Source organism: Streptomyces sp. A0642 (assembly GCF_004795105.1).
In the GTDB taxonomy this organism is placed as follows: Bacteria; Actinomycetota; Actinomycetes; order Streptomycetales; family Streptomycetaceae; genus Streptomyces.
The window spans coordinates 48,083-66,036 of sequence record NZ_SSBL01000032.1 but is presented as its reverse complement, the minus strand read 5'-3'; the positions used below and the strand labels follow the sequence as shown (position 1 = coordinate 66,036).

19 protein-coding genes are annotated in these 17,954 nt (G+C 70.2%); 6 read left to right on the top strand and 13 right to left on the bottom strand.

The features are described from left to right. Nucleotides 1–722 precede the first annotated feature (722 nt). On the bottom strand, nucleotides 723–1,334 hold the full coding sequence (locus E6R60_RS32530; RefSeq protein WP_136330305.1) for a DNA-3-methyladenine glycosylase: 612 nt from the start codon (nucleotides 1,332–1,334) through the stop codon (nucleotides 723–725). Continuing rightward, nucleotides 1,331–1,471 carry a hypothetical protein gene (locus E6R60_RS37640; protein WP_240802769.1) on the bottom strand — a complete coding sequence of 47 codons (141 nt, stop codon included), beginning with the start codon at nucleotides 1,469–1,471 and terminating at the stop codon, nucleotides 1,331–1,333. The genes E6R60_RS32530 and E6R60_RS37640 overlap by 4 nt, the downstream gene beginning before the upstream one ends. 72 nt (nucleotides 1,472–1,543) lie before the next feature. On the opposite strand from E6R60_RS37640, the gene E6R60_RS32520 reads away from it, so the two are divergent. The 3 genes from E6R60_RS32520 (at nucleotide 1,544) to E6R60_RS32510 (ending at nucleotide 3,731) form a co-directional block, all read left to right on the top strand. Then, nucleotides 1,544–2,326 carry a sporulation protein gene (locus E6R60_RS32520; RefSeq protein ID WP_136330304.1) on the top strand — a complete coding sequence of 261 codons (783 nt, stop codon included), beginning with the start codon at nucleotides 1,544–1,546 and terminating at the stop codon, nucleotides 2,324–2,326. 211 nt (nucleotides 2,327–2,537) lie between these two features. Continuing rightward, nucleotides 2,538–3,077, top strand: coding sequence for a YbhB/YbcL family Raf kinase inhibitor-like protein (locus E6R60_RS32515; protein WP_136330303.1), 540 nt, complete (start codon nucleotides 2,538–2,540; stop codon nucleotides 3,075–3,077). A 147-nt stretch (nucleotides 3,078–3,224) separates the two neighbouring features. Then, a complete protein-coding gene (locus E6R60_RS32510; RefSeq protein WP_136330302.1) occupies nucleotides 3,225–3,731 on the top strand; it encodes an HNH endonuclease in 507 nt (168 codons plus the stop codon). 60 nt (nucleotides 3,732–3,791) lie between these two features. Here the strand turns inward: E6R60_RS32510 and E6R60_RS32505 are convergent, their stop codons facing one another. The 4 genes from E6R60_RS32505 to E6R60_RS32490 all read right to left on the bottom strand — a co-directional run bounded on the left by E6R60_RS32505 (nucleotide 3,792) and on the right by E6R60_RS32490 (nucleotide 7,009). Further along, nucleotides 3,792–4,559 (bottom strand): sulfite exporter TauE/SafE family protein, encoded by a 768-nt coding sequence (locus E6R60_RS32505; protein ID WP_136330301.1) that lies wholly within the window; start codon nucleotides 4,557–4,559, stop codon nucleotides 3,792–3,794. Between the two features lie 62 nt (nucleotides 4,560–4,621). Further along, on the bottom strand, nucleotides 4,622–5,560 hold the full coding sequence (locus E6R60_RS32500; protein ID WP_136330300.1) for an SPFH domain-containing protein: 939 nt from the start codon (nucleotides 5,558–5,560) through the stop codon (nucleotides 4,622–4,624). 154 nt (nucleotides 5,561–5,714) lie between these two features. After that, complete coding sequence (locus tag E6R60_RS32495; RefSeq protein WP_136330299.1) at nucleotides 5,715–6,143, bottom strand: NfeD family protein; 429 nt, start codon at nucleotides 6,141–6,143, stop codon at nucleotides 5,715–5,717. Nucleotides 6,144–6,211: 68 nt separating this feature from the next. Further along, nucleotides 6,212–7,009, bottom strand: a complete 798-nt coding sequence (locus E6R60_RS32490; RefSeq protein ID WP_136330298.1) for an ABC transporter ATP-binding protein — start codon at nucleotides 7,007–7,009, stop codon at nucleotides 6,212–6,214. A 198-nt stretch (nucleotides 7,010–7,207) separates the two neighbouring features. Here E6R60_RS32490 and E6R60_RS32485 point away from each other — a divergent pair, with 198 nt between their 5' ends. Then, a complete protein-coding gene (locus E6R60_RS32485; protein ID WP_136330297.1) occupies nucleotides 7,208–7,987 on the top strand; it encodes a hypothetical protein in 780 nt (259 codons plus the stop codon). 165 nt (nucleotides 7,988–8,152) lie between these two features. Here the strand turns inward: E6R60_RS32485 and E6R60_RS32480 are convergent, their stop codons facing one another. Both E6R60_RS32480 and E6R60_RS32475 read right to left on the bottom strand, forming a co-directional pair. Beyond that, complete coding sequence (locus E6R60_RS32480) at nucleotides 8,153–8,797, bottom strand: response regulator transcription factor (RefSeq protein ID WP_136330296.1); 645 nt, start codon at nucleotides 8,795–8,797, stop codon at nucleotides 8,153–8,155. Next, the gene (locus tag E6R60_RS32475; RefSeq protein WP_136330295.1) at nucleotides 8,790–9,935 is read right to left on the bottom strand and encodes a GAF domain-containing sensor histidine kinase; all 1,146 of its coding nucleotides are present in this window, start codon (nucleotides 9,933–9,935) and stop codon (nucleotides 8,790–8,792) included. The genes E6R60_RS32480 and E6R60_RS32475 overlap by 8 nt, the downstream gene beginning before the upstream one ends. A gap of 512 nt (nucleotides 9,936–10,447) precedes the next feature. Between E6R60_RS32475 and E6R60_RS32470 the strand changes: the two genes are divergently transcribed. Beyond that, a complete protein-coding gene (locus tag E6R60_RS32470) occupies nucleotides 10,448–11,209 on the top strand; it encodes a transglycosylase SLT domain-containing protein (RefSeq protein WP_136330294.1) in 762 nt (253 codons plus the stop codon). Between the two features lie 104 nt (nucleotides 11,210–11,313). Here the strand turns inward: E6R60_RS32470 and E6R60_RS32465 are convergent, their stop codons facing one another. After that, nucleotides 11,314–13,854, bottom strand: a complete 2,541-nt coding sequence (locus E6R60_RS32465; protein WP_136330293.1) for an FHA domain-containing protein — start codon at nucleotides 13,852–13,854, stop codon at nucleotides 11,314–11,316. Between the two features lie 274 nt (nucleotides 13,855–14,128). Here E6R60_RS32465 and serB point away from each other — a divergent pair, with 274 nt between their 5' ends. Continuing rightward, the gene (gene serB, locus E6R60_RS32460; RefSeq protein WP_136330292.1) at nucleotides 14,129–15,385 is read left to right on the top strand and encodes a phosphoserine phosphatase SerB; all 1,257 of its coding nucleotides are present in this window, start codon (nucleotides 14,129–14,131) and stop codon (nucleotides 15,383–15,385) included. Nucleotides 15,386–15,497: 112 nt separating this feature from the next. Here serB and E6R60_RS32455 read toward each other — a convergent pair whose 3' ends face one another. The 4 genes from E6R60_RS32455 to E6R60_RS32445 form a co-directional block, all read right to left on the bottom strand. Beyond that, complete coding sequence (locus E6R60_RS32455) at nucleotides 15,498–16,016, bottom strand: histidine phosphatase family protein (RefSeq protein WP_136330291.1); 519 nt, start codon at nucleotides 16,014–16,016, stop codon at nucleotides 15,498–15,500. A 74-nt stretch (nucleotides 16,017–16,090) separates the two neighbouring features. Continuing rightward, a complete protein-coding gene (locus E6R60_RS32450) occupies nucleotides 16,091–16,297 on the bottom strand; it encodes a hypothetical protein (RefSeq protein ID WP_136330290.1) in 207 nt (68 codons plus the stop codon). A gap of 148 nt (nucleotides 16,298–16,445) precedes the next feature. Continuing rightward, a complete protein-coding gene (locus E6R60_RS37875; protein ID WP_261991352.1) occupies nucleotides 16,446–16,556 on the bottom strand; it encodes an SGM_5486 family transporter-associated protein in 111 nt (36 codons plus the stop codon). Between the two features lie 26 nt (nucleotides 16,557–16,582). Continuing rightward, entirely contained in the window at nucleotides 16,583–17,869 is a 1,287-nt protein-coding gene (locus E6R60_RS32445) for an MFS transporter (protein WP_136330289.1), read from the bottom strand. Nucleotides 17,870–17,954: the final 85 nt, after the last annotated feature.

Here is a 17,954-nt window from a genome sequence, read left to right as displayed (position 1 = left end):
CCGAAGCAGGTCGGGGTATCAACATATCTGGCGTTGACTTTTGGCACGCTGTTGAGTTCTCAAGGAACGGACGCTTCCTTTGTACTCACCCTCTCGGGCTTTCCTCCGGGCGCTTCCCTTCGGTCTTACGTTTCCGACTCTATCAGACTCTTTCGTGTCCGATTCCCGGTCGAAGCGGGATTGCTTTCGAGGAATTCGCTTTCGCGTTTTCCCTTTCGGCGTGGTCACTACGTTAGCCGATTCGCGCGGTGACTCATAATCGAGTCAAGGGATTTGAATTTCGGCACGCCGAAATTCATACCCTCAAGGGCGAGTCGTAGGTAGTGGTTGGCCGCCTCGGGCTGCCCGGCGCACGATCCGAAGGACCGAACCAGAAGCTGTTCCCGTGTCAAGCGGCTCGGACTACATTAGGCGTCCCCCCTCGGCGAGTCAAGTTGACCGCAGACGTGGCACGTGGGCGCCGTACGGGGGCACCGTCGATGCGGCGGTGCGGCGGGCGCCGCGAGGTGGACGTCCTGCCGGGCGAGGGTCAACGGGTCCTGGGCTTCGTCCACTTGGAACGCGCTCCGGCGCAGCGGGCCGGCTCCGTCGAGTGCCACGCCCTCGCGGACGAGGACGACGGCGGCCGGTGCCGCGGTCGGTCCAGTGGGCGAACGTCCGCCGATCGCCTCGCCGGCCAGGGGTGCGCGTCGAACCAGCCGGCCGCGTCGGCGCCCAGCGGCTCAGGATCCGGCGGACGGTCTGGCTCTCGGGCTCAGCCGGTACGCCGAGACCGTCGGATCGCCGGCGAGGAAGAACCGGTGCTGCCAGTCGTGGGCCTTGCTCACCCCTACCCGCGGACCGGTCCGGACGAGGGCGTCGGGGACCGGCTCCCCCTCGGACAGCAGGACCGAGCCGCCTGTCAGGAGGCCGGCGCCGTTGTGCTCCGCCGTGACGCCGAGCGCCTGACAGAAGTTCCCCGGGCCCCGGGCGAGACGGGGACTCTCGACCTTCTCCCCTCTCCTCTCGCGGGCCAGGTCCTCCCCCTCGATGACCCGGCCCGCCCGGATGAGGACGGCTGAGGCGATGCCCTCCGTCCCCGTGACGACGTTGGCGCACCAGTGAAGGCCGTGGGACCGGTAGACGTACAGGTGTCCCGCCGGTCCGAACATGACCGCGTTACGGGGTGTCCGGCCCCGGTAGGCATGGGACGCCGGGTCGGCCGTACCGGAGTACGCCTCGGTCTCCGTGATGGCGATGCTCACGGTGCCCTCGGGGGTCTCACAGGTGAGGACGGACCCGAGCAGCTCGGGGGCGACCTCTTCGGCGGGACGGGAGAGAAGACCGACGTTCATGCCGCATGCTCCGACATGCCGTAGTGGGCGCACGCGTGGCCGGGCGGGATGCCGGCCGGGAGGTCCGGGACCGCCTCCGGTACGGGGCGGTCGAAGGGGTCCCGCGTCAGCGGCGTACGGTCCGTGCCATCGATCATGGGATTCGAGGGTACGGGAACCGACTACGGTCATGGCGCGTATGTAGGGGTCAGGACCAAGGAGGAGAAGACATGGGCTTCAAGCGACTGCTCGCGAGCATGGGTGCCGGCGGCGCCTCGGTGGAGACGGAGCTCACCGAGCTCAACGTCGTACCGGGTGGGGTCGTCCAGGGCGAGGTGCGGATCCAGGGCGGGTCCGTGGACCAGCAGATCGAGGGGCTCTCCGTCGGTCTGCAGGCACGGGTCGAGGTCGAGGGGCACGACCAGGAGACCAAGCAGGACATCGAGTTCACGAAGCTGCGCCTCGGCGGCGCGTTCGAGGTGCGGGCGGGTGCGGTGCACGTCGTTCCGTTCGGGCTCGAGATCCCGTGGGAGACCCCGATCACGATGTTCGCGGGTCAGCACCTGCACGGCATGAACATCGGGGTGACCACGGAGCTGGAGATCGCACGGGCGCTGGACTCGGGCGACCTCGACGCCATCAACGTCCACCCGCTGCCCGCGCAGCAGGCGATCCTGGACGCCTTCGGGCAGCTGGGCTTCGGCTTCCGCAGCGCGGACATGGAGCGCGGTCACATCCGGGGCACCCGTCAGCGGCTGCCGTTCTACCAGGAGATCGAGTTCTTCCCGCCGTCGCAGTACCGGGGTCTGAACCAGGTCGAGCTGACGTTCGTCGCGGACGACCGCGAGATGGACGTCGTTCTCGAGATGGACAAGAAGCCGGGCCTCTTCAGCGAGGGCAGCGACTCCTACCGTGCGTTCAAGGTGGGTCTGAACGACTTCCAGGGGACCGACTGGGCGGCCTATCTGAATCAGTGGCTGGCGCAGGTCGGCGGGCAGCGCAACTGGCTCTGACGGCTGTCCGCCACCCTGGCGGATCGGCGCGCGGCGTCGGACGCGGTGCATCGCTGACGGGGCGGCCCCCGCCCACGGGGTGTATGCGGGAGCTTCGCCCGAAACGGCGAGGCGCCGTGGCGTCGTCGTGCGCCCGCCGGGAATCGCGGGCCGCCCCTTAGGGTCGGAGGGAGACCTTCCGAATACTGAACCGACCAGGAGAGGTGCTGACGTGACCGAGCCGAAGAAGGCCCCCCTTCCGCACGACTTCCATCCCGAGGTCCCCTCGTTCACCGTGGTGAGCGAGGACGTGGCCCCGGGTGCCGTCCTTGCGGACGCACAGGTCTACGCGAAGGGGAACACCTCGCCGCAGCTGCGCTGGGAGGGCTTCCCGGCGGAGACGAAGAGTTTCGCCGTGACGTGCTTCGACCCGGACGCCCCGACGGGCAGCGGGTTCTGGCACTGGGTGCTCTTCGACATCCCGGCGTCGGTCACCGAGTTGCCGGCGGGTGCGGGCAGCGGGTCGTTCGAGGGACTGCCCGCGGGCGCCGTGCAGGCCCGCAACGACTTCGGGGCGAAGGAGTTCGGCGGTGCCGCTCCGCCGGCCGGCGAGAGCCACCGCTATGTGTTCACCGTGTACGCGGTGGACAGCGAGAAGCTCGGTCCCGACAGCGACACCCCTCCCGCGGCGGTCGGCTTCAACCTGCGGTTCCACACCCTGGGCCGCGCGCAGCTGATCGGTGAGTACGCGGAGCCCGCCGCGAACGAGTGAACCCGAAGGTTCCTCCGCTGTTTGCCCTGCCCTGGTCTTGGAGAGATCAGGGCAGGGCATTTTTTATTGCGTTGTCCATCACGGCCTGCCCGGCCAGAGTTGATCCGGGCCTGCCAGGGGGCGGGCGGCACACGGGAGGTGGGCGAAATGCGGGACACGCTGGTGCTGAACGCGAGCTTCGAGCCGCTGTCGACGGTCACGTTGAACCGTGCGGTGGTGCTGATCCTCCAGGACAAGGCCGTCGTCGAGCAGTCGCACCCAGGCCTCCGTATGCGCGGCGCCGCCGTCGACATCCCGGTGCCCCGGGTGATCAGGCTCTGCCGGTACGTACGGGTGCCGTTCCGAAGACAGGCCCCGTGGTCCAGAAGGGGTGTGCTGATCCGGGACCAGCACCGGTGCGCGTACTGCGGTCGGCGGGCGAGCACCGTCGACCACGTGGTGCCGCGGGCCCAGGGCGGCCAGGACACCTGGCTCAACACGGTGGCCTCCTGCGCCGAGGACAACCACCGCAAAGCGGCCCGTACGCCGGAGCAGGCGGGGATGCCGTTGCTGAGGCAGCCGTTCGTCCCGTCGCCTGCGGACGCGATGCTGCTGGCGCTGGGGGCCGGTGACCGGTCCGCGCTGCCCGAGTGGCTGGCGCAGTCCGCGGCGTAACCGCCGTACGCCCCGTGACGGAGACGAAGCCCGCGTCCGTGCGGAGGCGGGCTTCGCCGTTCAGCGCAGGATCAGCTGGACGATGGCGGCCGTACCGACCGTGACGATGAGGACGCGCAGGAGCGTGGGGCTGAGCCGGCGGCCGATCCTGGCCCCGATCTGGCCGCCGAGTGCGGAGCCGACGGCGATCAGCACGACGGCCGTCCAGTCGAAGTCCGCGACGAAGAGGAAGAAGAGCGCGGCGATGCTGTTGACGACGGCCGCGAGGACGTTCTTCACGGCGTTGAGGCGCTGCATGGTGTCGTCGAGCAGCATGCCCATCAGGGAGAGGTAGATGATCCCCTGGGCGGCGGTGAAGTAGCCGCCGTAGACGCTGGCGAGCATCAGTCCGACGAAGAGCAGCGGGCCGCCGTCGGGACGCGCCGGGGTGCCGGTGTGCTCGCGCCGGCGCTGGACCGCTTTGCTGAAGCGCGGTTGCAGGATGACGAGGACGAGTGCCAGGGCGACCAGGACCGGGACGATGGTCTCGAAGGCCGTGGACGGCAGGGCCAGCAGAAGGGTCGCCCCGGTGAGGCCGCCGATCGCGGCGCCGACGGCGAGTTTGAGGACGCGCCCGCGCTGCCCTTCCAGTTCCTTGCGGTAGCCGATCGCCCCGCTGATGGAGCCGGGGATCAGGCCGAGTGCGTTGGAGACGGTGGCGGTGACCGGGGGCAGACCCGTGGCGAGCAGCACCGGGAAGGTGATCAGGGTCCCGGAGCCGACGATCGTGTTGATCGTGCCCGCGCTGATGCCCGCGACGAAGACGGCGAGCATCTCCCAGGTGGTCATGGCTCATTCCCCCGTGCGTGATCGGTGCTTGGTGCACTGATCATGCACGGGGGGCGTGCGCGTCAGTCGACCGGGGGCTGCTCGCGGCGGTCCTTGGCGGTGTTGCCGGTGTCGAAGCCGGGCATACCGGTGCCGAGGTTGCCGAAGGCGCCGCTGAGGCCCTTGAGGGCGTCGCCGATCTCGCTGGGCACGATCCACAGCTTGTTGGCGTCGCCCTCGGCGATCTTCGGGAGCATCTGGAGGTACTGGTACGAGAGGAGCTTCTGGTCCGGGTCGCCGGCGTGGATCGCCTCGAAGACCGTACGGACGGCCTGGGCCTCGCCCTCCGCGCGCAGGGCGGCCGCCTTGGCCTCACCCTCGGCACGCAGGATCGCGGACTGCTTCTCGCCCTCCGCGGTGAGGATCGCCGACTGGCGGGTGCCTTCGGCCTGGAGGATCGCGGCGCGCTTGTCACGGTCGGCGCGCATCTGCTTCTCCATCGAGTCCTGGATGGAGGTGGGCGGCTCGATCGCCTTCAGCTCGACGCGGTTGACGCGGATGCCCCACTTGCCGGTGGCCTCGTCGAGGACCCCGCGCAGCGCGGCGTTGATCTCCTCGCGGGAGGTGAGGGTCCGCTCCAGGTCCATGCCGCCGATGATGTTGCGGAGCGTGGTGACGGTGAGCTGCTCGATGGCCTGGATGTAGCTGGCGACCTCGTACGTCGCCGCCCTGGCGTCGGTCACCTGGTAGTAGATGACGGTGTCGATGTTGACCACCAGGTTGTCCTGGGTGATCACCGGCTGCGGCGGGAAGGGCACGACCTGTTCGCGGAGGTCGATCCTGTTGCGGATCGAGTCGATGAACGGGACGACGATGTTCAGGCCCGCGTTGAGGGTGCGGGTGTACCGGCCGAAACGTTCCACGATGGCGGCGCTGGCCTGGGGGATGACCTGGATCGTCTTGATCAGAGCGATGAAGACGAGCACCACCAGAATGATCAGGACGATGATGATCGGTTGCATCGTTTCCTCGTGCCCTTCGGTTGCCGACGGATCGCGATGATCTGGGTCGAGATCGTAGGGGCCGTGGGTCAGGTCGGTTGTCCTGCCGGGTCCGGCTTCCATGATGATCGACATCGAGTGTCGCAGAACGGGCGCTGCTGTGGGGGCCGTTCGGTCACATGACGACGGCCGTCGCCCCGTCGATGTCGACGACATCGACCTGTTCGCCCGGTTCGAAGCTGAGTTCCGCGTCGAGGGCGCGGGCCGACCAGATCTCCCCGGCCAGCTTGATCCGGCCGCCGCTGCCGTCGACCCGTTCCAGCACGACGGCCTGACGGCCCTTCAGTGCGTCGATGCCGGTGGCGATCCGCGGCCGGTCCGCGCGATGCCTGTTGGCGATCGGGCGGACCAAGGCGATCAGCGCGACCGAGACGATGACGAACACCAGGACCTGGGCCACGATTCCGCCGCCGAGGGCCGCGACGACCGCCGCGGCGACCGCTCCGACGGCGAACATGCCGAACTCGGGCATCGCGGTCAGGACGAGGGGGATGCCCAGTCCCACCGCGCCGATCAGCCACCACACCCACGCGTCGATGTCCACGTGGTCATCGTAGGACCGGGAGCACCTCCGCGGACAGGGCGCGAGCCGGTCCGATGGCCCGCGGGCCGTCAGGCGAGCGGCAGTCCGCGGGCGGTGTAGCGGTCGCCCTGGTGCTCGACGACGAGCGGCAGGCCGAAGCAGAGGGAGAGGTTGCGGGAGCTGAGCTCGGTCTCCATGGGGCCGGCGGCGAGCACCTTGCCCTGACGGATCATCAGGACGTGGGTGAAGCCGGGGGCGATCTCCTCGACGTGGTGGGTCACCATGATCATGGAGGGCGCGTAGGGGTCGCGGGCCAGCCGGCCGAGGCGGCGGACCAGGTCCTCGCGGCCGCCGAGGTCGAGACCGGCGGCCGGCTCGTCGAGGAGCAGCAGCTCGGGGTCGGTCATCATGGCGCGGGCGATCAGGGTGCGCTTGCGCTCGCCCTCGGACAGGGTGCCGAACTTCCGGTCGAGGTATTCCGTCATGCCGAGCCGGTCGAGGAAGGCGCGGGCGCGGTCCTCGTCGACCTTGTCGTAGTTCTCGTGCCAGGTCGCGGTCATGCCGTAGGCGGCGGTGAGCACCGTCTGCAGCACGGTCTGGCGCCGGGGCAGCTTGTCGGCCATGGCGACGCCCGCGATGCCGATGCGGGGGCGCAGGTCGAAGACGTCGGTGCCGACGCCGCCGAGCTGCTCGCCGAGGACCGTGGCGCTCCCCTTGGTGGGGAAGAGGTAGCTGGACGCGATGTTGAGGAGGGTGGTCTTGCCGGCGCCGTTCGGGCCGAGGATGACCCAGCGCTCCCCCTCCTTGACCGACCAGGAGACATCGTCCACCAGAGCGCGTCCGTCGCGGACCACGGATACGTCCACCAGCTCCAGTACATCGCTCATGAGCGCGTTGTCTCCCCATGCAGTCTCGAGATCGTCGCGTGCCTGTAGGCACAGCTCCCAGGGAAAACCTACGCCACCGCGTGCGGGCTTCAGGCGCTGGGCCCGTCGTCGCCCCTCGTCGTGCGGTCCCCCGCTCGTCCGGGGGCCGGGTCCGGCGGGATGAGGACATGGCCCGGGTCCGTTCTTTAGGGTGTTGCCATGCTTTCGGAACCACGCTCAGGTCTGCTGGCCGCTTGGGGCAACGCACTGTTGGCCGGACTCGTGCCGCCCGACGACGCGGCGCTCGCCATCGTCGGGAACGACGCGGTGCACCGCGTCGAGGGACTGCCGGGTGAGGCGGGGCCGGTCGGTCTCACGCTCGCGCTGGGGCGGCTGCGGGGGCTGGGGGTGACGGGCTTCCGGGTCGCGCTGCCGGTTCCCGGGCATCCGCTGGGCCTCAGCGGCCCGGCGGAGTTCAACGCCCGGGCGCTGGAGGCCGAGGAGGCGGTGGTCACCTACGGTGCGCCGTACGGGCTGGTGCCCGAGGTGCGGGAGGCGGGGCCCGCCGGGGATCTCCACGTCGACGTGGTGTGGCGGTGTCTGGCGGTGCGCGAGGCGCCGCCGGCCGATGTGCCGTCGCTGGGCGAGGCGGAGCGGGAGCTCGCCGAGGCGTTGCGGGATGCGACGGCCTTGCTGTCGCGGCTCGACGTGGCCGGGTCGGGGCCGGTGGCCGAGGCGGCGGTGGACGCGTACCGGGCGCGGGCGGAGCGGGGGCGCGAGGTGCTCGCCCCGGGGTATCCGCCGCGGGCGGTGCGGGTGCTTGAGCTGGCGCAGCGCGTCGGGCTGCTGGTCTCGGTGGCGTACGAGAACGGGCACGGCGGGGCGGTCAGCGCGTCGGAGATGGCGGCACGGGGGGAGGCGCTGCGGCCGGTGGAGCGGGTGGCCCGGCGGGCGCAGGTGGCCGCGTACAACGCGTACGTGGAGGAGCGGGCGCGATAGCGGGCTGACGCCGCGGCTCGCGGGGCCGGCTGGGGCGTGACGCGGCCGGCCGCGTCACGCCATGGAGAACGCCCTCGGCCGAAAGAGGATGCGCCGTTCGGGTGACAGCCACCCGGGATTGTGACCTTCGGTGCCGGACGGTGACGCCCGGTTCCGGTCGCTCGTTCAGTCCGCCGCCCCGTGCCGCACGGCCCAGAGCGCCGCCTGGGTGCGGTCGGACAGGTCCAGCTTCATCAGGATGTTCGAGACGTGCGTCTTGACGGTCTTCTCGGACAGCACCAGGGCCCGCGCGATCTCCCGGTTCGACCGGCCGTCGGCGATCAGGCCCAGCACCTCCCGCTCCCGTTCGGTGAGGGTGCTCCCCCGGCCCGTACCGGTACCCGGGTCGTCCTGGGCGAGGAGCGCGCCGGCCACTTCCGGCTGGAGCAGGACATGGCCGGCGTGCACCGAGCGGATCGCGCCGGCCAGCGCGTCCGGGTCGACGTCCTTGTATACGTAGCCGGAGGCGCCGGCGCGCAGGGCGGGGACCACGGTGCGCTGCTCGGTGAAGCTGGTGACGATCAGGACCTTGGCCGGGTTCTCCAGCTCGCGGAGCCTGCGCAGGGCCTCGATGCCGTCGGTGCCCGGCATCTTGATGTCCATCAGCACCACGTCGGGACGCAGCTCCTCCGCCCGGGCCACCCCTTCGGTGCCGTCGGCCGCCTCCCCGACGACCTCTATGTCGTCCTGGATCTCCAGGAACGTGCGCAGACCGCGGCGGACCACCTGGTGGTCGTCGACCAGCAGCACCCTGATGAGCTTGTCAGCCACCGGGCACCTCCATCTCGATCGTGGTGCCCTTGCCGGGCGCCGATTCAACGGTGAGCTTGCCGCCGACGCCGTCGGCGCGGTCCCGCATCGAGACGAGGCCCAGGTGCCTGCCCGCCCGGCGGGTGGCCGCCGGGTCGAAGCCGCTGCCGTCGTCCGTGATCCGCAGCACCGTTCCGCCGTCGCGGCGGGTGAGTGCGACCTCGACGTGCCCGGCGCCCGAGTGGCGCAGCGCGTTGTGCAGCGCCTCCTGGGAGACCCGGAGCAGCGCTTCCTCCTGGGCGGCGGGCAGCGCCCGCACCCCGACGCTCCGGAAGGCGACCTCGGCCGTGTGGGCGCGGTCCAGGACCTGGATCTGGGTCCGGAGGGTGGCGATCAGGCCGTCCTCGTCGAGCGCGGCCGGGCGGAGCTCGACGACGGCGGCGCGCAGCTCGTCGACGGCTTCCGCCGCCAGGGCGGCGACCTGCTGGAGCTCGCCCTTGGCGCGGGCCGGGTCCCGGTCGACCAGGGCGGCGGCGGCCTGGGCGGTGAGCCGGAGGGAGAAGAGTTTCTGGCTGACCGCGTCATGCAGTTCGTGGGCGAGCCGGGAGCGTTCCTCGGCGATGGTGAGCTCCCGGCTGCGCTCGTACAGCCGGGCGTTCGTCAGGGCGATCGCCGCGTGCTGGGCGAGGATCGCCAGCAGCTCCTCGTCCTCGGGGGTGAATCCGCAGGTCCCCTCGGGCTTCGGGCATCGCTTGTTGGCGAGGAAGAGGGCGCCGATGATGTCGTCGCCGTCCCTGATCGGCAGCCCGAGGAAGTCGGACATGTCGGGGTGGGCGGCCGGCCAGCCCCCGAAACGCGGGTCCTCGCGGACGTCGGCCAGGCGTTCGGGCTTCGCCTCGTGGAGCATCGCGGCGAGGATGCCGTGCTGGCGCGGGAGCGGGCCGATGGCCTTCCACTGTTCGTCGCTGACGCCGTCGACGACGAACTGGGCGAAGCCGCCGTGGTCGTCGGGGACCCCGAGGGCGGCGTACTCGGCGTCGAGCAGTTCGCGCGCCGAGGCGACGATCGTTTTCAGGACGTCCCGCGTTTCGAGGTGCCGGCTCATGGCGAGCAGGGCGGCACTCACCGCTGCGAGGCCCGACGGTGGGCGATGGCTCATGGCGTCACGGTACCGGCGGGCCCCCTCGCTCCGTATCCGTCCGGGGACGGCCCCGGGCAGGGCGGGAGGACTAGGACCATCCGCCGAGCCGGTCCTTCCCCGCCCCAGGCACTCCGCACCGAACCGGGCCCAAGCGCTCAAAAAGGCACGAACAGCACCGAACCATCCCGGAACAGCCCTCCCAGGCGCCCGCCTTGAACCGGAATCTCACACTCCGAATTGCTGGAGCAACTCATGGTGATTTTGTTACCCGCCCGATGTGAGGCCGCGCATAGGACCCAGGTCACTTACGAAGCCGCCTAGTGGAGAGATAAGGGCGATTTGGGTGGTGATGGGCCCGGATTACCGGCGTGCAACGCGCTCGTGTTCCACTACCCGGCTTCGTACGTCACACCTTTGCCAGGGCATTTTGCGGCCGCTAACAATTGCACCTGTCCCCGACGGAGAAGCGAAGTCGCCTCCCGTCTTCGTCCTCCGTGAGGACCTTCCGCGATTCGAAGAGGTACGCCTGTATGTCCGCGTCCAGCATTTCCGGCCGTTTCCGACGCCTGAACAAGACCCAGAAGCTCTCCGCCGCCGGCATCTCCGCCGTCGCCGCCGCTGCCCTTTCCTTGTCCCTGGTACCTGGTAACGCCGAGGCCGAGACCGAGCCCCAGGCACTCTCCGCCTCCCCCGTCGTCTTCGGGTCCGCCGCAGGCGCCCCGCAGGCCAAGACGATCCAGGCGAGCCTCATCGAGCAGCACTCCTCCGCCGAGCAGATGGTCAAGGCCATCGACGCCGCGAAGGCCAAGAAGGCCGCCGCCGTGAAGGCGAAGGTCGACGCCGTCGCCAAGGAGAAGGCCGAGAAGGCGGAGGCGAAGGAGAAGGCGGCCGCGAAGTGGAAGGCCAAGAAGGCCGCCGCCAAGCGCTCCACGAACACCGCCAGCCGTTCCGAGTCCCGCCGGCCCGTGTACGCGAACAACCTGGACGGGTGGATCAAGGAGTCCCTGGCCATCATGAAGGCCAAGGGCATCCCGGGCACCTACGAGGGGCTGCACCGCAACATCATCCGCGAGTCCAGCGGCAACCCGAACGCCATCAACGACTGGGACATCAACGCCCAGAACGGCGTGCCGTCCATCGGTCTGCTGCAGATCATCAAGCCGACGTTCGACTACTACCACGTCAGCGGCACCCCGCACACGCAGTACGACCCGGTCGCGAACCTCACCGCCGCGGCCAACTACGCGGCCGACAAGTACGGCTCGATCGACAACGTCGACAGCGCGTACTGACCCGCCCGGTCCGGCTCGCGCCTGGTCCACCGGACTCACGCCGAAGGGCGGCACCCCCGCGGGGGTGCCGCCCTTCGGCGTCGTGCTGTGCGCCGGGGCGCACGCTACTTGCGCATGACCTCGGGTTCGTGGCGGCGCAGCAGCCGTGCGACCGCGAACCCGCAGATGACGCCGAGGACCAGCAGCACCGTGATGTTGATCCCCCACTGCCCGGCGGTGTGCTCCCACAGCGGGTCGAGGTCCGTGGGGTTCTTCTGGTCCCAGGGCGGCATGAGGTGGGCGAGGTCGAGCGTGGAGCCCGCGCCCGCGATGGCCCAGCGGGACGGCATCAGCCAGGCGAACTGCTCCAGGCCGGGCGATCCGTACACCTGGAAGAGGATGCCGGTGAACACGACCTGGACGATCGCGAACATGACCAGCAGCGGCATGGTCTTCTCGGAGGTCTTCACCAACGAGGAGATGACCAGGCCGAACATCATCGAGGTGAAACCGAGCGCGATGATCGTCACGCAGAGTTCGACGGTCGGCGGCATGATCAGGCCCTCGGCGGGCAGGTCGCGGGTCGCGAAGCCGATCCCGCAGATGATGACGCCCTGGATGGCCGTGATCACGCCGAGCACGATCACCTTGGACATCAGGTAGGCCGAGCGGGAGAGGCCGGTGGCCCGTTCCCGTTCGTAGATCACGCGTTCCTTGATCAGTTCTCGTACGGAGTTGGCCGCGGCCGAGAAGGTCATGCCGATCACCAGGATCAGCATGATCGTGCCCGCGTCGCCGTTGAACCGGGACGGCGGCTTCGGCGGCGCGAGGCCGAAGTCGGCGGGGATGACCACGCTGACGATGCCGAGCACCGCGGGCAGGATCACCATCAGGCCCATGAAGCCCTTGTCGGACGCGATCACCGAGACGTAGCGGCGCATCAGCGTCCACAGCTGCGTCATCCAGCCCTGGGGCTTCGGCGGGCGGATCTGCTGGTGCGGCGGCATGTGCACGGGCTGCGCGGCGACGGCGTCGATGTCGGCGGCGTACATCTGGTAGTGCTGCGACCCGCGCCAGCGGCCCGCCCAGTCGTAGTCGCGGTAGTTCTCGAACGCGGAGAAGACGTCGGCCCAGGTGCTGTAGCCGAAGAAGTTGAGCGCTTCCTCCGGCGGACCGAAGTAGGCGACGGAACCGCCGGGCGCCATCACCAGGAGCTTGTCGCAGATCGCGAGCTCGGCGACCGAGTGCGTGACGACGAGGACGGTGCGGCCGTCGTCGGCCAGGCCGCGCAGCAGCTGCATGACATCGCGGTCCATGCCCGGGTCCAGGCCGGAGGTCGGCTCGTCCAGGAAGATCAGCGACGGCTTGGTCAGCAGCTCGAGGGCCACCGAGACGCGCTTGCGCTGGCCGCCGGAGAGCGAGGTGACCTTCTTGTCCTTGTGGATGTCGAGCTTGAGCTCGGCGAGCACCTCTTGGATACGGGCCTGGCGCTCGACCTCCGTGGTGTCCGCGGGGAAGCGGAGCTTGGCGGCGTACTTGAGGGCCCGCGCGACGGTCAGTTCCTTGTGCAGGATGTCGTCCTGCGGGACCAGACCGATGCGCTGGCGCAGCTCGGCGAACTGCTTGTACAGATTCCGGTTGTCGTAGAGGACGTCGCCCTGGTTGGCGGGCCGGTAGCCGGTGAGCGCCTTGAGCAGGGTGGACTTTCCGGAGCCGGACGGGCCGATGACCCCGATCAGCGACTTCTCCGGGACGCCGAACGACACGTCCTTGAGGATCTGCTTGCCTCCGTCGACCGTCACCGTGAGGTGGCGGGCGGCGAAGGAGACCTCACCGGTGTCGACGAACTCCTCGAGCCGGTCGCCGACGAGCCGGAAGGTCGAGTGACCGACGCCGACGATGTCGTTCGGGCCGATGAGCGCGGAGCCGGACTTGGAGAGCGGCTGGCCGTTGACGTAGGTGCCGTTGTGGGAGCCCAGGTCACGGATCTCGAACCGGCCGTCGGGCGTCGCGTGGAACTCGGCGTGGTGGCGCGAGACCTGCAGGTCGGAGACGACCAGCTCGTTCTCCAGCGCACGGCCGATCCGCATCACCCGGCCGAGCGCCAGCTGGTGGAACGTGGTCGGGCTCCGGTCGCCGTACACCGGCGGCGCCCCCGCAGCGCCGCCGGCATGGGGTGCCGGCGGTGCCATGCCCTGCTGCTGCGGCACGTGCGGCTGCTGAGGTGGTGGCGCCTGAGGCGTCTGCTGCCAGGGCTGCGGCTGGGCGGGCGGCTGCTGGCCACCGGGGCCCGGCGGCTGCGGGGCCCGGTGCGGCTGGGCGGGGGCCTGGGCGCCCGCGGCGGCCTGCCCGCTGTACACGCCGGCGCCGCTGAGGCTCAGCCGCGGTCCGTCGGTGGCGTTGCCCAGGTTCACCGTGGAGCCGGGCCCGATCTCCACCTGGTGGATCCGCTGGCCGTGCACATAGGTGCCGTTGGTGCTGCCGTGGTCCTCGATGAACCAACCGCGCCCGCTCCAGCTGATCGTGGCGTGCCGCCACGACACCCTGGCGTCGTCGATCGTCATGTCGCCCTGCGGATCACGTCCGAGGGTGTACGACCTGGACGGATCGAGCGTCCAGGTCCTGCCATTCAATTCCAGTACGAGTTCCGGCACTCCGCGCCCCACTAGTTGTCCCCCGAATTACCCCCGTTGCAGGGAGTCTAGGGATGCTGAACATCGTGGGGAACTATTCCAGGAGCAGTCCCCGATGCGAAAGCGGGGCGGGCGGTTGTCCGAACCGAGACCGCACCGTTGCCCACGGCCCGGCCCAGAAGGCCGCCTATGATCCCATCTACCGCCAGACTCGTACGAAACGGTGCTTCCAGGGCACCGCGCCGGCTGTCCGGTCCTCGGGACGCACCGTCGGGGGCGTACCGCGGACCGATACGGTGGGGGCACCATGAGCGCACCTCAGCCCCCTCAGTCCGCCCTGTCTCCTGAGCATCCTGAGTCACGTCGGGACGCAGACACGCCGACCCTCCTCGTGAAGATCTTCGGGAAGGACCGGCCCGGAATCACCGCCGGTCTCTTCGACACCCTCGCCGCCTACTCGGTCGACGTGGTCGACATCGAGCAGGTCGTCACCCGTGGCCGCATCGTCCTGTGCGCGCTGGTCACCGCCCCGACCGCGGGCGGGACCACCGAGGGCGATCTGCGGGCGACCGTGCACAGCTGGGCCGAGTCGCTGAAGCTGCAGGCCGAGATCATCTCCGGGACGGGCGACAACCGCCCGCGAGGCGACGGCCGTTCCCATGTGACGGTCCTCGGCCATCCGCTGACCGCGGAGTCGACCGCCGCCATAGCGGCCACGATCACCTCGACCGGCGGAAACATCGACCGCATCTTCCGGCTGGCGAAATATCCGGTCACCGCGGTCGAGTTCGCCGTCTCCGGCACCGGGACCGGGACGCTGCGCACCGCGCTGGCGACCGAGGCCGCCGGGATCGGCGTCGATGTGGCGGTCGTCTCCGCCGGGCTGAGCCGCCGGGCTCAGCGGCTCGTCGTGATGGACGTCGACTCGACGCTCATCCAGGACGAGGTCATCGAGCTCTTCGCGGCCCACGCCGGGTGCGAGGCCGAGGTCGCCGCGGTGACCGAGCAGGCGATGCGCGGCGAACTCGACTTCGAGCAGTCGCTGCACGCACGCGTGGCGCTGCTGGCGGGGCTCGACGTCTCGGTGGTGGAGAAGGTCCGTGCCGACGTACGGCTGACGCCGGGCGCCCGCACCCTGATCCGTACGCTGAAGCGGCTCGGCTACCAAGTGGGCGTCGTCTCCGGCGGGTTCACCCAGGTGACGGACGATCTCAAGGAGCGGCTCGGGCTCGACTTCGCCTCTGCCAACACTCTGGAGGTCGTCGACGGAAAGCTCACCGGCCGGGTGACCGGGGACATCGTCGACCGGGCCGGCAAGGCACGGCTGCTGCGGCGCTTCGCCGAGGAGGCCGGGGTGCCGCTGGCACAGACGGTGGCGATCGGTGACGGGGCGAACGACCTGGACATGCTGAACACCGCGGGGCTCGGGGTCGCCTTCAACGCCAAGCCGGTGGTCCGTGAGGCCGCGCACACCGCGGTCAACGTGCCGTTCCTGGACACCGTGCTCTATCTGCTCGGCATCACCCGCGAGGAGGTCGAGGCCGCCGACGGCCTCGTCGAATAGACGGAGGGACGCGCTCCCCACAGCCGGAAGGGCGCGCGCGCCCGGACGTGCGGAGGGCCCGGGCACGTACGCCGAAGCGTGCGCACCCGGGCCCCTTCGGCTAGCCGGGAGGTCAGTCGTTCGGCGTCCAGTACTCGACGAGCTTGCCGACGCCGTGCTCCACGCTCTTCCAGGCGCCGGGGATCTCGACCACGGCGAACGCGGCGGTCGGGAAGCCGCCGCGGGTCATCCGCGCCAGGGCGTCGCCCTCCGCCGCGCCCGCCAGGGCGTCGGCGACGGCGTGCATGCCCGGGTTGTGCCCGATCACCAGCAGGTCGCGGACCTCGTCGGGGGTTTCGTTGATCAGCGCGATGAGCTCGCCGGGGGAGGCCTCGTAGAGCCTCTCCTCGTACACGGTCCTGGGACGCTCCGGCATCTCGTGCACGGCCAGCTTCCACGTCTCACGCGTCCTGACCGCGGTCGAGCAGAGAGCCAGATCGAAGACGATCCCGGAATCGGCGAGTTTACGGCCGGCCACGGGCGCGTCCTTGCGGCCGCGCTCCGCGAGCGGTCGCTCATGGTCGGCATCCTGCGACCATTCCGCCTTTGCGTGCCTGAGAAGGACGATCCTGCGAGGTGTATCGACGCTCATACATCTCAGCTTCGCATGAAATGTGCCAGCTGGCGCAGGGTGTTGGAGTGCTCCCCCGCCCCAGGCGCCGGACGTCAGCGGGTCAGCAGCTCCACGATTCGCTCGAGCAACCGGCTGACCGCGGGATCGCCCGTGGCGGCGTGCGCCTGCCCCGGTCCGGCGATCAGCAGGAGGAGCGCGCCGAAGGCCACGGCGGGCAGTGCGACGGCCCACCAGGGCAGCCGGACCTCGACGCCGGCCGCGTCCGGGCGGATGGAGCGGGTGTGCGTAGGGGCCGGCATGTCCGCCTCCGTGGGTGCTGGGTTCCGGTACTCAGAACCTACGGATGCGGGGGCGTCGCTCCCATCCGGTGACCCACCCACTTCCCCCTGACCCCAGCCCCCTAGGGGATGGTGGTGCTAGCACCACCATCGCGCCGGGAGCGGCGCGTCACGGAGAGGCGAGGGAGGCGATCACACCGATGACCACCGTGATCAGCAGCATGGCCCCGAAGACCATGAGCAGCTTCTTCTGACCGTTCTGGGGATTCGGATCGAGCACAGGAGACATGGTCCCAGTCTCGCATCTCAGCATTCGTCCTCGATCGTCCGGTCCCGGCCGGCCAGGATGCCCGCCGCCATCTGCGGCACCATCAGGGCCGCCATGAGGGCGATCGGCAGCCCCCAGCCGCCGCTGTGCTGGTAGAGGACGCCGACCAGCAGCGGGCCGGGGATCGAGATGAGGTAGCCGGTGGACTGGGCGAACGCGGACAGGCGGACCACTCCGGCACCGCTGCGGGACCGCATGCCGATCATGGTGAGGGCGAGGGGGAAGGCGCAGTTCGACACGCCCAGGAGCAGCGCCCAGAGCCAGGCCCCGCCGGAGGGGGCGAGGTAGAGGCCCGCGTAGCCGGCGAGGCCGCAGGCGCCGAGGAGGACGACGATGGGGCCCTGGTTCCTCATCCGGGCGGCGACCCTCGGGATGACGAAGGCGAGCGGCACGCCCATCGCCATGGTGAGGGCGAGCAGGACGCCCGCGGTACCGGCCGAGACGCCGGCGTCGCGGAAGATCTGCGGCATCCATCCCATGGTGATGTAGGCGGCGGTGGCCTGGAGGCCGAAGAAGCAGGCGAGGGCCCAGGCGGTGCGGCTGCGGGTGATCCGCAGGGCCGGGGCCTGCGGCCGGTGGGCCTCGGAGTGTCCGGGGGCGACGCCGCGGTCCCGTACCAGCGGGATCCAGGGCAGGACGGCGGCGGCGGCGAGCGCGGCCCAGACGCCGAGGCCGGCCTTCCAACTGCCGCCCATGGCCTCGGTCATGGGTACGGTCACGGCCGCGGCCAGTGAGGTGCCGAGGGCCAGGGCCATGGAGTAGAGGCCGGTCATGGAGCCGACGCGGTCCGGGAACCAGCGCTTGACGATCACCGGCATCAGGACGTTGCTGACGGCGATGCCCATCAGAGCGAGCGCGCTCGCGGCGAGGAAGCCGGCCGTCCCGCCGACGAGGGGCCTGATCACCAGCCCCGCCGTGATGGCGGCCATGCCCGCGCAGACGACCGCACCGGGGCCGAAGCGGCGGGCCAGACGCGGCGCCATGATGCCGAAGACCGCGAAGCAGAGCGGCGGCACGGAGGTGAGCACCCCGGCCACGCTGCCGCTCATGTGCAGCCCGTCGCGCACCTCTTCGAGGAGGGCGCCGAGGCTGGTGATGGCGGGCCGGAGGTTGAGCGCGGTGAGGACGAGTCCGACCATGACCAGGCGGAACACCCAGGGGGCGGGCCCGGTCCCCTGCGCGGGCGCCTCGGTGCGGGGCACCGCCGGTGCGGTGGGGCCGAGTGTCCGGGTCGGGGTCATGGGAGGGGTTTCGTCGGCATGCATGGGGCCATCATAGAATCATGGGATGATTGGTTGTCCACTTCTCTGAGACGATGCGAACGCCTCCGCGAGACGGCGGGGTGGCCAC

Excerpts from the sequence above, each read along its gene's own strand:
- E6R60_RS32520 (WP_136330304.1), top strand. The coding sequence starts at position 1,544 with ATGGGCTTCAAGCGACTGCTCGCGAGCATGGGTGCCGGCGGCGCCTCG.
- E6R60_RS32505 (WP_136330301.1), bottom strand. The coding sequence starts at position 4,559 with ATGACCACCTGGGAGATGCTCGCCGTCTTCGTCGCGGGCATCAGCGCG.
- E6R60_RS32450 (WP_136330290.1), bottom strand. The coding sequence starts at position 16,297 with ATGCCGGCCCCTACGCACACCCGCTCCATCCGCCCGGACGCGGCCGGC.
- E6R60_RS32445 (WP_136330289.1), bottom strand. The coding sequence starts at position 17,869 with ATGCATGCCGACGAAACCCCTCCCATGACCCCGACCCGGACACTCGGC.
- E6R60_RS32470 (WP_136330294.1), top strand. The coding sequence starts at position 10,448 with ATGTCCGCGTCCAGCATTTCCGGCCGTTTCCGACGCCTGAACAAGACC.
- E6R60_RS32475 (WP_136330295.1), bottom strand. The coding sequence starts at position 9,935 with ATGAGCCATCGCCCACCGTCGGGCCTCGCAGCGGTGAGTGCCGCCCTG.
- E6R60_RS32510 (WP_136330302.1), top strand. The coding sequence starts at position 3,225 with ATGCGGGACACGCTGGTGCTGAACGCGAGCTTCGAGCCGCTGTCGACG.
- E6R60_RS32500 (WP_136330300.1), bottom strand. The coding sequence starts at position 5,560 with ATGCAACCGATCATCATCGTCCTGATCATTCTGGTGGTGCTCGTCTTC.
- E6R60_RS32485 (WP_136330297.1), top strand. The coding sequence starts at position 7,208 with ATGCTTTCGGAACCACGCTCAGGTCTGCTGGCCGCTTGGGGCAACGCA.
- E6R60_RS37640 (WP_240802769.1), bottom strand. The coding sequence starts at position 1,471 with ATGATCGATGGCACGGACCGTACGCCGCTGACGCGGGACCCCTTCGAC.
- E6R60_RS32490 (WP_136330298.1), bottom strand. The coding sequence starts at position 7,009 with ATGAGCGATGTACTGGAGCTGGTGGACGTATCCGTGGTCCGCGACGGA.
- serB (WP_136330292.1), top strand. The coding sequence starts at position 14,129 with ATGAGCGCACCTCAGCCCCCTCAGTCCGCCCTGTCTCCTGAGCATCCT.
- E6R60_RS32455 (WP_136330291.1), bottom strand. The coding sequence starts at position 16,016 with ATGAGCGTCGATACACCTCGCAGGATCGTCCTTCTCAGGCACGCAAAG.
- E6R60_RS32530 (WP_136330305.1), bottom strand. The coding sequence starts at position 1,334 with ATGAACGTCGGTCTTCTCTCCCGTCCCGCCGAAGAGGTCGCCCCCGAG.